Origin of the sequence: Lacticaseibacillus huelsenbergensis, from assembly GCF_029726355.1 — a bacterium.
Classification (GTDB): Bacteria; Bacillota; Bacilli; order Lactobacillales; family Lactobacillaceae; genus Lacticaseibacillus; species Lacticaseibacillus casei.
Window position 1 is genome coordinate 2,770,157 of record NZ_CP120687.1, and the last position, 13,382, is coordinate 2,783,538.

Sequence of the window (13,382 nt, forward strand, 5' to 3'; positions counted from 1 at the left end):
ACGTAGACCCCTGCGCCGGCGAACGCGTTATGGCGCCAGAAAACCCTCTTTTCAACTAACAATGCACTGTCAGAAACAGTCCCTAATCCACCATCCAGCATCACTGCAACCGATACACCCGCTCATGAATCGCATCGAAATGGCCCAAAGCCCGATTCAACGCAAACAAACGGCGGTCAGGCACCTGCTGAGCTTCCTGCCAAAATAGCCGGCTGTTGGTGGCCCCTTGGCGCTCACCGATCACAAACAATTGCTTATCGGGAAACGACCGCGCCATGATATGTAAAAAGCGCACATCGTTCGGATCCTTATCCGGGCTCCACGCCATGACCACCGCATCAACCTGATCGGCATATAAGAACAAGGAAGCATTAGCGGTGGCGGTTTTAACTGGGACTAAGGGTTGCTGGCCGGTCACGTTTTCTTTGACCCAAGTGTGCGCGTCCGTTGTAATCGTGGTATCCCCTTGCGCCCGCAACCCGGCGCTAACGTAACCGTTACCGGCTGCGACTTCCAAATACCGCTGGGAACCATATAAACGGTGCCAGACGTTAAAGAAGTCGGCGTGGACAAATGACCACATCCCATAATGAAACGCAATGTAACGCCGAAAATTATGCAACAAATGATCCAGTTGTTGCAACTCTGCCAATCGAGCGTCAGGCAAAGCTAAAGCATGTTCGATTTGCGGCGTCGTCAATCCTAACCAAGGCAAGGCACGTTGCGGCAAGCGATGATTCGCTACTGCCGTTTGCCACGCATCCATTGCCGTCATTTGTTGTTTAAGTGGCAAAATGGGCGTGTACTTGCGCGCTAACTCATTTAACCGGGTCCAATAAGTCATGTCAACCTCGATATTTAACGAATGCTAGTGAAAAAGAAACTTGCAGCAAAACACTCAAAAGCCGCCATAAACGGCGGCTTTTACGGTTAATTTTGACAACCAACCTGTTAATGGATACCCAGTGCCATTTTGGCATAGCGACTGAGCCGTTCCGGGCCCCATGCCGGGTACCAAACCAGATGGATTTCGACACTCTCGATCCCATCAATCGCAGTCAAGGCCCGCTTAATATCGGCATCCAGCATATCCGTCAATGGGCAACCCATCGTGGTCAGCGTCATTTCAACGGTACACTTGCCATCTTCATCCAGATCAACCCCGTAAATGAGCCCAAGATTAATCAAATCGATTCCCAATTCAGGATCGATCACTGTCTCAAGCGCATCAAGAATCTGTTGCTTCATTTTATCAAAATATGCCTGATCCTGGGTGGTGGCTTCGTCATGATCTGCCATCAGCGGTCCCTTCTTTCCAAAAAATTGCAGAACCTTACGCCTTATCGGCCGCTAAAACACCCGCAACGGCGTAATGTTCTTTTGCCATTTCGTTTAACACAATGTGCACATGTTCAGCTGGGGCGCCGGTATCTTTAACAATTGCGGCAGTGACATCTTTGACAAGTGCCTTCAATTGCTCCGGTGAGCGGCCTTCGATTAAATCAATATGGACTAATGGCATAGCATTTCGCTCCTTCAATCATCATTGGTGAAAGTTAATTTGTTTCATTTTAGCATGCAAAGCCGTTTTGCGCACGTTTTCGCGAAGCCTAGTATGGGTCAAGATTCTCTAGGCGTTAGTTTAGTGTCTTGCCCAACCTAGTGATTGAACGCTGATTTTTTTGATTATCTGACGGTGACTACATAAACGTAAACGGATCCGTGGATAACTTGGACGGAATAGCTTTGACGTCCCAACCTTCTACCGCTGCCCATTCATTGATCAAGGCGGCTACTTTGCCTTTCATGATGGCTTCGATGTGATGGCCTGGGTCGATGACGGGCAAATCCGCTGCCAACATGTCATGGCCGGTGTGATAGTACACATCACCGGTAATGAAAACATCCGCGCCGGCTTCCTTGGCATCGTTGAACGCGTCGCCGCCATCACCGCCAAGAATGGCAACCCGCTGAACCTGGCGATCCAAGTCGCGCGCGATCACCCGGAGTCCCTTAACGTTGTAAGCAGCTTTGACCTGTTCAACGAAGGTTTCGAGCCGGACTGGTTCCGGTAAAAGGCCGATCCGCCCCATATTGGCGCCTTCACCTTCGTTAATAAACGGCACGACCTGGCTTAAACCGAGTGCTTCGGCCAGCCAGTCATTCATGCCTTCCTGAACCCGATCCAAATTCGTGTGGGCGCTATAAACCAGCAAATCGTCCTTCAGAATCTGCGCATACATGGCGTTTTGCGGCACTCGCAGGTCGAGGTTGTGAACTGGCCGAAACATGGCCGGATGGTGGGAAAAAATCATGTCAGCATGAACCGCTTCGGCTTCTTCAACCACTTCCGGACGAACATCCAGGGTCACCAAAACCGTTTTAACTGTTCGTTCCGGATTGCCTAATTGCAGCCCGCTAGGATCCCGTTCCCAGGAAAGGCTTAAAGGTGCATAATCTTCGAATCGATTGATAATCTGCTTACCGCTTGTCATGTGCGTTTAACTCCTCCTTAATGAGTGCCAGGATATGCTCCTGTTCGCGAATCTTAGCCAGTGGTACCATTCGTGCGTCTGCCAACCCCTCAAGAACGGCTTCGGTCTTTTCAGCCTCCCGATGCATCTTTTTCATAAACACCGGATTTTTCTGGCGGCGCAAAATGGGGCCGAAGCGCAGATCTGCTTCTGAATACGGAACATCTGGTTTGGTTTTACCAGCTGCCATAATCTCGTAAATATGACCTTCATCTTCGACAATCTGTTCGCTGATAATACCGTATCCATGCTTGTCTAGCCAGAGACGGATATCATATTGGTGACGATTCGGCGCCAGTACCAATGTTTCGGTGCCGTCCATGCGCGTACTGCCTGCGTCGAGAATATTGGTAATTAATTGCCCGCCCATGCCAGCAATGACAATGGTCGAGATGGCATCAACCGGCTTGATACCGGCTAAGCCGTCTGCCTGGCGCACGTCGATTTGCTCGGTTAACCCCGCGGCAGCCACGTTTTGTTTGGCGATTGCCACCGGACCGGCGCCGATGTCGCTGGCAACGGCGAATTGAATGATGCCGCGCTGCACAAGCTCAATTGGTAAAAAAGCATGATCGGTACCAATATCCGCAACCCGTTCGCCGGGTTCGATAAACGTACTGATCGTTTGCAGGCGCTTTGATAAATGTATATGATCCATTAACTTTACGATCCCCTCATCTAATTAACAGTTTTCATTATAACAAACTGATGCGAAGATGCTGGTATTCGGTCTAAAATCAATTGGTTTGAACGCAAAAAGCCGCTATCTCTCAACCGAGAGACGGCGGCTTTGTAGACTTGCTTTAATTATTCAAGAAAATCTTTAAGTTGCTTGGAACGACTTGGATGGCGTAGTTTCCGCAGCGCCTTTGCTTCAATTTGCCGAATCCGTTCGCGGGTCACACCGAAGACTTTGCCGACTTCTTCCAGTGTCCGAGTACGACCATCGTCAAGACCGAAGCGCAACCGCAAAACATTTTCTTCGCGGTCAGTTAAGGTATCGAGAACACTTTCCAGCTGTTCCTTGAGAAGTTCATAGGAAGCGTGGTCTTCCGGACTGGTGGCGTCCTGATCTTCAATGAAATCACCTAGATGAGAATCGTCCTCTTCACCAATTGGGGTTTCAAGGGATACCGGTTCTTGGGCGATTTTAAGAATTTCGCGGACCTTTTCAGTTGGCATATCCATTTCGGCACCGATTTCTTCAGGTGTTGGTTCACGACCAAGGTCCTGAAGCAGTTGCCGCTGAATCCGGATCAACTTGTTAATGGTTTCAACCATATGCACGGGAATCCGAATGGTGCGGGCTTGGTCGGCAATGGCACGGGTGATGGCCTGACGAATCCACCAGGTCGCGTACGTGGAGAACTTGAAGCCTTTGCGGTAATCAAACTTCTCGACCGCCTTCATCAGGCCCATGTTACCTTCCTGAATCAGATCCAGGAATTGCATGCCCCGGCCGACGTACCGCTTGGCAATTGAAACAACCAACCGTAAATTGGCTTCAGCCAGGCGCTGTTTGGCTTCCTGATCGCCTTGTTCAATCTTCAGCGCCAGCGCGACTTCTTCGTCCGCCGTCAGTAAGGAAACACGACCGATTTCCTTCAGGTACATCCGCACAGGGTCATTGATCTTAACCCCTGAAGGTGCAGACATGTCACTCATTTCCTTCTTGGAAACCTTCTTTTGCTTCTTCAGGCTGATGGTTGCCGGCTCGCCGTTTTCATCGACGATCGCAATGCCGTTGTCTTCGATTTTCTGCATCAAATCATCAATCGCATTGCTCTTAAGCTCGAATGGCTTGATCAATTTAGCGGTCAGGTCATCTTCGGTAATCTGCTTTTTCTTCTTGTAATCTTTGATCACAGCCTTGACAGCACTATCATATGCCTTCGTGGTTGTGTGGGTCTTGCTAGCGGTAGTCTTCTTGGCCGTAGTTTTCTTGGTTGCGGTCTTTTTGGCCGTCGCCTTCACATCGGTTGCTGTCTTCTTGGCAGATGCAGCCGTTGTCTTCTTTGTGGTCTTGCTTACTTCAGTTGCTGTTTTTTTCTCAGCCATTAAAGTTCCTCCCCTAGCCTTGTTGTTGCTTCAAAAGTTTCATGAGATTCACATATTGCACCGTTAACTCGCCTTGTTTCTGCTTGTCTCCCAAACGTTGCGCTTCAACAATCGCCTGTTTGATTGCCTGCAGCCGGGTCACCGTCGAGGCAGACGTGATCGTCTGAATTAACTCGTCAATGGTTGCCTCGGTGGCTTCAGGCAATGACTGCATCGCAACATCCGTCGCCACGCCGCTGAGTTCGGGATCAACTCGATCCAGAAATCCCGCCAAATCACCGTCTGGCTGTTCATGCAAAAAGTTCAGCCATCCGGTAAAAAGTGTCTGGAAATAATCGGTTGGAAATACGAATGCGGCATTTTTCAACCGCTGCATCACCAAATCATCATGCCACACATAATATAATAACTGCCGTTGCGCCGCCGTGTACCGATCAAGCGGGCGCGCCGGTTGGTCCGTGACAGCGGGACGCGCAACGGGTGGTTGTGACTGCTGCGGTTGGGGCAAACTTTGATTCAACGCCGCGATCGGCACATCGGTCGTTTCGGCTAGCTGTTTAACGTAAACTGCTCGGGCAACCGGATCGCTGATCTTACCAATGATTTTCAATGCGGCATTCAAGTAAGTCAGTTTAGCCTGATCGTTATGCATATCAACGCCGCGGGCTAAGAATTGTAACATAAAAGCTGTTGGTGTCAAAACCGACTTGACTTGCGCCTGAAAAGCTTCAGCACCGCGGGCTCGAATATATTCATCAGGGTCCATCCCATCTGGCAAAACTACCACATCGGTTTGCAGCCTAGGATGATCGGCTAACATCGTCACTGCACGCTCAATGGCTCTTTGGCCGGGTTCATCACCATCGTAACAAACAGTCAACCGTTTGCTCAAATGGCTGATGATGTCGACTTGCTCGGTCGTCAGGCTAGTACCCATTGACGCAATGCCGTTTTTAACGCCAGCCTGATAAGCAGCGATGACATCCATGTAGCCTTCAAAAAGAATCGGTCCCCCGTCGCGCCCAATTTCGGCTTTTGCGCGATGCAGGTTAAACAGGACATCACGTTTGTTAAACAACTTCGTCTCCGGGCTATTCAGATACTTGGCCTGCGACTTATCATTTTGCAGGATCCGCCCGGAAAAACCGACCACCTTACCATTGCCGTCTGTCAACGGAAACATGACACGGTCGTTAAAGCGGTCAAACAGTTTGCCTGCCTGATCTTCGACAAATAAACCACTTGCACGTTGATCCTGATAATCGATTTTACGGTTATTCAGGAAAGCCACCAATAGATTGCGTTCTTCCGGCGCGTAGCCCAGCTGGAATTCTTCAATCGTTTCATCGGTTAACCCGCGCTTATGCAAATATGCCAGTGCTGCTTCACCTTTTTCGGTGTTGACCAGAATGTGGTGAAATAAATCGGCCGTATCTTGCAGGATGTGTTGCTGCTTGGCAATTTCCGGATCAACCGGTGCGGCGTGACCGATTTGCACATTAAGCGGGATACCGGCGAAATCAGCCACTTTCTTAACGGCTTCGGGAAACGTGACATTATCGTAGTCCATCACGAACTTAAAAACATTGCCACCCCGCCCACATGAAAAGCAATGGAAAATCTGCTTTGACTCATTGACGGAAAATGATGGCGTATGCTCTTCATGAAAAGGACAGAGGCCAAAAAGGTTTTGGCCGGTTTTACGCAACTGGACAAATTGTCCGATATAGTCAGCAATGTTAACTGCCTTCAGGACTTGATCGACAGTGGCCTCTGGAATCATTCCGGCGATATCAGCTCACTCCCTTTCCATGACAGGCGCAACAGCAATGGCGCTCCCGCTTGACTGTTGCACGACTTGAACCGACTGAAATAGCGGTAAAAAGTCGCACTTCTCATGTGAAATGCGACTTTTCAATAGTCTATCGGCATAATAATACAAGATACAGTATAGCGCGTTCTCGTCAAAAAGGCAAATCTACTTAACAATCACCTGGCTAACATCACCGAATTGGCGAATAAGCTGGGCGAGTTGCTGCAAGGTAGCCAAGCGATTAGCCCGCACCGCGGCATCGTCGGCCATCACCATCGTGGCGTCAAAATAAGCGTTAATCGGATCAACCAAGGCTTTTAATGCTTGGTAATCGGCTTCGGTCGGTTCAGCATCGAAGGTCTTAGCCGTCGTCGTTACTGCTTCGTGCAACTGACCTTCAGTTTCATTTTCAAATTTATCGGGATCGACCGGAGTATCAACAGTTTTGTTACCGGTAATCCGCAAAACCCGTCCTAGGGCTTCCATGACCGCTTTAAAGTCATCATCCGCTGCGTGAGCTGTCAACAGCTTGGCCGCATCCAAAATGCCAGCAATGTCAGCGTCGCTGCGAACCGTGACCGCATCCACGATATCGTGGCGAATCTTTTCAGCTTGCAGTAGCTGCTTGGCACGGTCAATGATGAAGTCATTAAGCGCTTGTTGATGGGCCGCAAAGTCAAGTCCGTTTGTTTTCCCTGCAGCAGCTAATGCTTGGGCAATCGCTGGCTGCAGTTTAGCGAGCGCAAATGGCCAGTCGTGTGCGGCGATCATGCGAACGATGCCGTATGCTTGGCGGCGCAAAGCGTATGGATCGTTGGAGCCGCTTGGAATCAGATCAACCGCAAAGAAGCTCATGAGTGAATCCAATTTGTCAGCAATGGCTAATACGGTGCCGACCAGACTTTGTGGCAACGCCCCATCTGCGGCAATCGGTTCGTAATGCTCGGCAATGGCCTGGGCAACAGCCGGTTTTTCGCCAGCTAGTTGCGCATAATGCTCGCCCATGATGCCTTGCAATTCAGGAAATTCCCCGACCATTGATGTGACTAGATCAAACTTGTAAATCGATGCCGCGCGGTCCAGATCAGCCTTGTCTGTGGCAGTGAGGCCAAACTGGTCAGCAAGCAAATCGGCAATAACTTTTGTACGCGCCATTTTGTCGTACATCGAACTGATTTTATCGTGGAAGCTGACGGCTTTCAGGCGCTCAACATCCTCGGCGATGCTGCGTTTTTGATCTTCTGCATAAAAGAAGGCGGCATCCTCAAGGCGGGCAGTCAACACTTTTTCATTTCCGGCAATCACGTTGGCTAAGTGATCACGGTTACCATTGCGGACGCCGATGAAGGCATTGACCATTTTCCCGTTCGCATCGCGGGCATAAAAGTAACGCTGATTGTCCTTCATTGAGGTGATCAGAACAGCTTCAGGAATGGCCAGATATTTCTTGTCAAACGTGCCGGCAAAAGCAGTTGGCCATTCAACCAAATTATTGACTTCTTCCAATAGATCGGCGTCAAGGTCGATTTGCCACTGATGATCGGTGGCAATTTGTTTGATTTGGTCGCGGATAAGCTGCTTACGCGCCGCTGGTTCCACAATCACAAACTGGTCTTTTAAAGCAGATACATACGCATCAGGATTCGGCAAGGAAACGGGTTTGCCGAGGAAGCGATGGCCCTGAGTCACACGACCGGCTTCAACATCCAGCAACTTCATCGGCACAACTTCACCATCCAGCAAACTGACTAGCCAGTGAATCGGGCGAATGTATTCAAAATCATACGCGCCCCACTTCATTCGCGTCGGGAAAGTCAGACTCTTAATGACATCCAGCATCCCTGGCAGAATCTCGGCGGCACTTTTTCCCTTGATCGCTTTATGCAGGTAAACATAATCGACCCCTTTGACGGTTTTAAAGACAATGTCGTCTGGGGTCATGCCCTGACCGCGCGAAAAGCCGATCGCAGCCTTCGTCCAGTTGCCATCTGCATCTTGGGCAATCTTTTTAGCCGGGCCTTTGACATCTTCTTCAATATCCGCTTGTTTCGCCGCCAGATCATGAACAAGTAACGCGAGCCGCCGCGGGGTTGCGTAACGGTCAATGCGGCCATGTTCAAGATGATTGGCTTTTAAAAAAGCAACTGTTTTATCATGGAATTGATTCAAACTCGGCGTGACAACATGGGCAGGCATGTCTTCAAGGCCAATTTCGATCAGATAGTCATGCGTCATGTTATTGCACCTCCGTTTTGTGCTGCAGCAATGGGAAGCCCAGCTTTTTCCGTTCAGCCACAAATGCCCGGGCAACCTTGTGTGCCATCTTGCGAATCCGACTCATATACCCGGCTCGTTCCGTTACGGAAACAGCCCCGCGTGCGTCTAGCAGGTTAAAAGTGTGGCTGCATTTGAGAATGTAATCGTAAGCAGGATGAACCAAGCCGAGATCCATCAGCCGCCATGCTTCTTTTTCATAAGCATCGAAAAATTCCAATAACATTTTCTGGTCGCTGACTTCAAAGGCATATTTGCTGTGTTCATATTCAGGTTCTTTGAAAATGTCCCCATACAAAACCCCGTCGCCCCATTCAAGATCAAAGACACTGTTAACATCTTGAATGTAAGAAGCCAGACGTTCAACGCCATAGGTAATTTCACTCGTCACTGGCGACACTTCAAGACCGCCGACCACCTGGAAATACGTAAACTGGCTGACTTCCATCCCGTCAAGCCAGACTTCCCAGCCAACACCGGCGCAACCCATGGAAGGATTCTCCCAGTTATCTTCAACAAAGCGGATATCGTGTTCCAAAGGATCGATGCCAAGCGCAGCCAGTGAATCCAGATAGTAATCCTGGATGTTTTCCGGCGACGGCTTCATGACCACCTGAAATTGGTGATGTTGGAACAGCCGATTCGGGTTTTCACCGTAACGACCATCTGCCGGGCGCCGCGATGGTTCCACATACGCGGCATTCCAAGGCTCCGGTCCGATTGCCCGTAAAAAGGTATACGGGCTCATGGTGCCGGCACCTTTTTCTACATCATAGGCTTGCATCAACATGCAGCCTTTGTCACCCCAGAATTTTTGCAGGGTCTGGATCATCGTTTGGATGTCCATTTTTGTTGTCATGACAACCTCTTTCCCGGTGAATCGAAGCGGATCCTGGCTCAGGCAACTGTTTTTTAAACGCGAAAACGTCCCTACGCCAAGATATGGCGTAGGGACGCTTCTGCGCGGTTCCACCCTACTTCAGACAGTTACAAAACCTGCCTGCAGCTTCATCATTTGGTTCGAAAACGCCAATCATATCGACCGCCACCAGGCTTACACTATCCCTGACTCGCTGAAGTTCAGTACCGATATGACCTTTTTTCTCATCACCGATTCAATTTTCTTAATAAGTATAGCATCGCGGTAGGTGCTGTCAAGCAACTTTCTGAAAACAGAGCGTGAACTGGCGCGGTTAGAAGTCGGAGTGTAAGTGGCCTCAGGTGTGATAGCCCGGGCTTGGCCATTGCGCCTGAGGTTCTTACACGCAGACTTTTGCGCCAGTAAACGCGTTTCAGAAAATGGACATGTCAACCAACCACTTCAATAAAAACTAATTAATCCCAGATAACTGATCAATGCTTGACTTGCTGTTATGCCAAAGTTCCTCAGGCGTATAGGTATCTTTTTCAAAAAGCGTCACCTTGCCATCGGATTCAATCCGGGCATTGGCACCGAGCCATTCCCAAGTCGGTGCCACAAAAAAGTTAACCCGTTTGCCCTTACCCTTGCTTGGCGACCATGAGGATACATAATTATCGATAAAATGTGTCCGCATGAACCGCCTTTGCCCGTTATCAAACTCGATTTGCAGTATGTTTGCGCCCATCCAGACTTTGACAGCTCTGGGTAATGTTTCTGCCATGCTTGCCACTCCTTTTAAAACACCTGCTGAAAATTATCTTCACCCAAAAATTATCAATAACGAAACCGCTTACTTATATTCAATCTACCATAAACACATGGAAAAGCAATGACTATTCTCGATGCTCGTTGTCCGACTGGGAGTCGTTGGGTTGATGCGCGTCCGGCAGGCGATCCTGCCAGTGATTCATTTGGTCAATAAACCGCTTGGCTTTGGGGGTCACGCCGACCATATCGGTATAAATGACATCCAGAATGCGTTTTAGCTCAGCTTTGGTGTCAGGCTTTACATCAATGCGTTTAACCTGATCCAGATTCAATGTGCTGAAGCGGCGCAGATAAAAGATCGCGCGGGCACTGGCATGAAGCCGATGGGGATCTTTATCCCAGTGACGCTGGCAGAGTAAACCGCCGTAGCTTTCAGAAAAATCGAGCGGCAAATCAGTACGACCGTCGATCACACAACCGCGCCAATTGGGCTCCACGCCGTACGCTTTAAGCATCTGAACTTCGATCACATTAGCGATAATTTGCGGATCAAGACCGGTATCAATCAAATGCAAGGCTTGCTTGATCTGATTAAACCAAAACCCGACTGGTTGCCCATCCGGATAAGCCAGATCGAGCAACCCAAAGATGTACGATGCGTAAGCGTTTAGCGTGATATCGGTTGAAATCTGCCGGTATTGCGTGGCATTTTTAATTGCGGACAAATACGAGAGACCCGACTCACGAATCTCCCCGATGTAGTCGGCATGCGTAAATGGCAAAATGCCAGCAGCTAAAGTAAAACCGGGCTTGCGTGCCCGGTTCAACAGAAACATTTTCTTACCGAACTGATCGGTTAAAATTTTAACCAACATGTCGGATTCGCGATAATTTTGGCGAGACATCACGAGTCCCTCAAAGGTTTGCGCTTGCTTGACCATTACCGCAGATCCTTTGTGTTATAGCCGAGGGATTTGAGGTAAGCGTTATTGTCGCGCCAGTTTTTCTGGACGCGAACCCACAGCTTCAAGTTCACCTTATCACCCAGTAAATTCTCAATGTCCCGGCGTGCCCGAATACCGATTTGCTTCAGCATTTGCCCGCCGCGACCGATAATGATGCCCTTTTGACTGTCGCGTTCGACAATAATGTACGCCTCAATCTGCAGCTTGCCGCCTTCGCGATCTTTCATGCGCTCGACCTGGACAGCTGTGGCGTGCGGCACCTCATCGCGGGTAAGTTCGAGGACTTTCTCCCGAATCAATTCACCCACGACGAAATATTCCGGATGGTCGGTCAGCTGATCTTCCGGATAATATTGCGGCCCAACTGGCAAAGCTGCGGTCAACGAGGTCAATAAGTCATCGACATTGTTACCCATGGTTGCGCTGATCGGGAAGACCTGGGCGAAGTCATAATCATGCTGATAGCTTTCGATAAGTGGTAAAAGATCGTCCGGTTTAACCAAATCGATTTTATTCAGAATTAAATAAACCGGCTTCTTCACCTCGGCCAGTTGCCGCATAATATAGGCATCACCGGCACCTTTTTGCTCATCCGCAGCGACCATGAACAAAATAGCATCAACCTGATTCAGGGTCGACAATGCCGCTTTATCCATGTAGTCATCAAGTTCATTTTTAGGCTTATGAATCCCGGGCGTGTCGACAAACACAATCTGGGCATCTGGCGTCGTATAGATGCCGTTGATTTTATTTCGCGTTGTTTGAGCCTTAGGTGACATAATGGCAATCTTTTCACCCAAAATCCGATTCATGAAAGTTGATTTGCCGACATTTGGTCGACCGATAATGGCCATAAAGCCAGAATGATGTTCGCTCACGGGTTTAAGTCTCCTTTCGAAAATGCTCCCGGCAGTAATGCTTGCGGCGTTGTTTGTTGCGAATCGCCGCGAACGTTGGCCAGCGTGATGACCGCATCGGCAGGAAAGAACTCGCTGATGACTTGCCGGCATGCCCCACAAGGTGAAACCGGGCCTTCCGTGTCAGCGATCACCAGTAATTCATCCAGTTTGGTATAGCCAGCGCTCACAGCCGCAAAAATCGCACTCCGCTCGGCGCAATTACTTAGGCCGTAACTGGCATTTTCGATGTTGGCGCCAGAAAAAATCCGGTCACCGACGCGGACAGCCGCGCCGACCGCAAAATGGGAATAAGGAACATACGCATTTTCGCGTGCTGCTAAGGCAGCGGTACGTAAAACAGACAACATTACCAACTCCTCAAAAGGTCTAACAACGGTGGCCCAAAAACATAAACGCCGGCGACTACGGCGATTAAGGATACCAGCAAAACGGCGCCAGCACTCATATCCTTAATTTTTTTTGCCCGTAAATCATAGTGTTCCCCAATAATGAAATCCACCAGATTTTCAACAATGGTATTCAATAATTCGCCTAAGAAAACCAGCAGAATGGCTAAAATCAGGACGAACCAAGAAAATGGCGGTACTTTTAGCCAGATACCGGCAATAATCACCAAAGCCGCGCTGGTAAATTCGCGTTTGAAATTATTTTCGTCGACAAAAAAGACGCGCAGCCCATCGAGCGCGTGGCGGGCGCTTTGGATAAAATGCTTATTTTTGCCGATCTGTTTATCGGGTAAGGCCATAAGCTGCCAGAATTTTCTTTTGAAGCGGAATCATCACGGCTTCATCTTCCGGCTTAATGTGATCATAGCCGTTTAGATGTAAGAAGCCGTGAACCACCGTGTACCCCAGCTCGCGCTCAAAGCTGTGGCCATATTCCTTAGCGTGGCGGCGAACCGTCAGTGGATCAATAAACAGATCGCCAATGTTCTTTGCCATGCCTGGAAGTAGCGGCAGATCGTCTTCGCCATCTTCAATCGCAAAACTAATGACATCTGTTGCGCGATCGGTGTCGCGATAGTCACGATTAATCTTCTGAATGTCATCATCACCGACAATCGTAATGGACATTTCGGTATCAGTTGGTAATTTTAACTGTTGTCCGCAAAAAGCAACCAATTTCTGAATCAGATCATGATGTTGTGCGTCTAATAAATGATCATCATCGTATAACTCTAAGTCCATC

Annotated in this window: 15 protein-coding genes; all 15 read right to left on the reverse strand. The window is 49.2% G+C overall.

The genetic code is table 11. The annotated features are described in order from the left end of the window. Window positions 1-100 precede the first annotated feature (100 nt). Window positions 101-844 carry a hypothetical protein gene (locus tag LHUE1_RS12760; RefSeq protein WP_049171431.1) on the reverse strand — a complete coding sequence of 248 codons (744 nt, stop codon included), beginning with the start codon at window positions 842-844 and terminating at the stop codon, window positions 101-103. A gap of 107 nt (window positions 845-951) precedes the next feature. Continuing rightward, complete coding sequence (locus LHUE1_RS12765) at window positions 952-1,299, reverse strand: metal-sulfur cluster assembly factor (protein ID WP_025012406.1); 348 nt, start codon at window positions 1,297-1,299, stop codon at window positions 952-954. A 34-nt stretch (window positions 1,300-1,333) separates the two neighbouring features. Next, the gene (locus tag LHUE1_RS12770; protein ID WP_025012407.1) at window positions 1,334-1,522 is read right to left on the reverse strand and encodes a 2-hydroxymuconate tautomerase; all 189 of its coding nucleotides are present in this window, start codon (window positions 1,520-1,522) and stop codon (window positions 1,334-1,336) included. A 178-nt stretch (window positions 1,523-1,700) separates the two neighbouring features. Then, a complete protein-coding gene (locus tag LHUE1_RS12775) occupies window positions 1,701-2,495 on the reverse strand; it encodes a Nif3-like dinuclear metal center hexameric protein (RefSeq protein WP_049171428.1) in 795 nt (264 codons plus the stop codon). Further along, window positions 2,482-3,192, reverse strand: coding sequence for a tRNA (adenine(22)-N(1))-methyltransferase (locus tag LHUE1_RS12780; RefSeq protein WP_277848134.1), 711 nt, complete (start codon window positions 3,190-3,192; stop codon window positions 2,482-2,484). The genes LHUE1_RS12775 and LHUE1_RS12780 overlap by 14 nt, the downstream gene beginning before the upstream one ends. 149 nt (window positions 3,193-3,341) lie before the next feature. Further along, on the reverse strand, window positions 3,342-4,592 hold the full coding sequence (gene rpoD / locus LHUE1_RS12785; RefSeq protein WP_080958079.1) for an RNA polymerase sigma factor RpoD: 1,251 nt from the start codon (window positions 4,590-4,592) through the stop codon (window positions 3,342-3,344). 13 nt (window positions 4,593-4,605) lie between these two features. Continuing rightward, complete coding sequence (gene dnaG, locus LHUE1_RS12790) at window positions 4,606-6,375, reverse strand: DNA primase (protein ID WP_049171425.1); 1,770 nt, start codon at window positions 6,373-6,375, stop codon at window positions 4,606-4,608. A gap of 195 nt (window positions 6,376-6,570) precedes the next feature. Then, a complete protein-coding gene (gene glyS / locus LHUE1_RS12795) occupies window positions 6,571-8,640 on the reverse strand; it encodes a glycine--tRNA ligase subunit beta (RefSeq protein ID WP_049171423.1) in 2,070 nt (689 codons plus the stop codon). Window position 8,641: 1 nt separating this feature from the next. Then, the gene (gene glyQ / locus LHUE1_RS12800; RefSeq protein ID WP_029345495.1) at window positions 8,642-9,538 is read right to left on the reverse strand and encodes a glycine--tRNA ligase subunit alpha; all 897 of its coding nucleotides are present in this window, start codon (window positions 9,536-9,538) and stop codon (window positions 8,642-8,644) included. A 472-nt stretch (window positions 9,539-10,010) separates the two neighbouring features. Further along, window positions 10,011-10,322: a hypothetical protein gene (locus LHUE1_RS12805; RefSeq protein ID WP_213291534.1), complete on the reverse strand. Its 312-nt coding sequence runs from the start codon at window positions 10,320-10,322 to the stop codon at window positions 10,011-10,013. 112 nt (window positions 10,323-10,434) lie between these two features. Next, complete coding sequence (recO, locus tag LHUE1_RS12810) at window positions 10,435-11,250, reverse strand: DNA repair protein RecO (RefSeq protein ID WP_049171412.1); 816 nt, start codon at window positions 11,248-11,250, stop codon at window positions 10,435-10,437. Then, window positions 11,250-12,152: a GTPase Era gene (gene era, locus LHUE1_RS12815; RefSeq protein ID WP_049171410.1), complete on the reverse strand. Its 903-nt coding sequence runs from the start codon at window positions 12,150-12,152 to the stop codon at window positions 11,250-11,252. The genes recO and era overlap by 1 nt, the downstream gene beginning before the upstream one ends. Further along, window positions 12,149-12,538, reverse strand: coding sequence for a cytidine deaminase (locus LHUE1_RS12820; protein ID WP_152902766.1), 390 nt, complete (start codon window positions 12,536-12,538; stop codon window positions 12,149-12,151). Before LHUE1_RS12820 ends, era begins: the two co-directional genes overlap by 4 nt. Before the next feature lie 2 nt (window positions 12,539-12,540). Continuing rightward, the gene (locus LHUE1_RS12825; RefSeq protein WP_025013637.1) at window positions 12,541-12,939 is read right to left on the reverse strand and encodes a diacylglycerol kinase family protein; all 399 of its coding nucleotides are present in this window, start codon (window positions 12,937-12,939) and stop codon (window positions 12,541-12,543) included. Next, window positions 12,923-13,381 carry an rRNA maturation RNase YbeY gene (gene ybeY, locus LHUE1_RS12830; RefSeq protein WP_049171404.1) on the reverse strand — a complete coding sequence of 153 codons (459 nt, stop codon included), beginning with the start codon at window positions 13,379-13,381 and terminating at the stop codon, window positions 12,923-12,925. Before ybeY ends, LHUE1_RS12825 begins: the two co-directional genes overlap by 17 nt. Window position 13,382 lies beyond the last annotated feature (1 nt).

Bases quoted from the DNA above. Each gene is read 5' to 3' on its own strand.
- recO (WP_049171412.1), bottom strand. From the start codon at position 11,250: ATGGTCAAGCAAGCGCAAACCTTTGAGGGACTCGTGATGTCTCGCCAA.
- LHUE1_RS12760 (WP_049171431.1), bottom strand. From the start codon at position 844: ATGACTTATTGGACCCGGTTAAATGAGTTAGCGCGCAAGTACACGCCC.
- dnaG (WP_049171425.1), bottom strand. From the start codon at position 6,375: ATGATTCCAGAGGCCACTGTCGATCAAGTCCTGAAGGCAGTTAACATT.
- glyQ (WP_029345495.1), bottom strand. From the start codon at position 9,538: ATGACAACAAAAATGGACATCCAAACGATGATCCAGACCCTGCAAAAA.
- glyS (WP_049171423.1), bottom strand. From the start codon at position 8,640: ATGACGCATGACTATCTGATCGAAATTGGCCTTGAAGACATGCCTGCC.
- LHUE1_RS12770 (WP_025012407.1), bottom strand. From the start codon at position 1,522: ATGCCATTAGTCCATATTGATTTAATCGAAGGCCGCTCACCGGAGCAA.
- LHUE1_RS12780 (WP_277848134.1), bottom strand. From the start codon at position 3,192: ATGGATCATATACATTTATCAAAGCGCCTGCAAACGATCAGTACGTTT.
- LHUE1_RS12765 (WP_025012406.1), bottom strand. From the start codon at position 1,299: ATGGCAGATCATGACGAAGCCACCACCCAGGATCAGGCATATTTTGAT.
- LHUE1_RS12775 (WP_049171428.1), bottom strand. From the start codon at position 2,495: ATGACAAGCGGTAAGCAGATTATCAATCGATTCGAAGATTATGCACCT.
- ybeY (WP_049171404.1), bottom strand. From the start codon at position 13,381: ATGGACTTAGAGTTATACGATGATGATCATTTATTAGACGCACAACAT.
- LHUE1_RS12825 (WP_025013637.1), bottom strand. From the start codon at position 12,939: ATGGCCTTACCCGATAAACAGATCGGCAAAAATAAGCATTTTATCCAA.
- LHUE1_RS12805 (WP_213291534.1), bottom strand. From the start codon at position 10,322: ATGGCAGAAACATTACCCAGAGCTGTCAAAGTCTGGATGGGCGCAAAC.
- rpoD (WP_080958079.1), bottom strand. From the start codon at position 4,592: ATGGCTGAGAAAAAAACAGCAACTGAAGTAAGCAAGACCACAAAGAAG.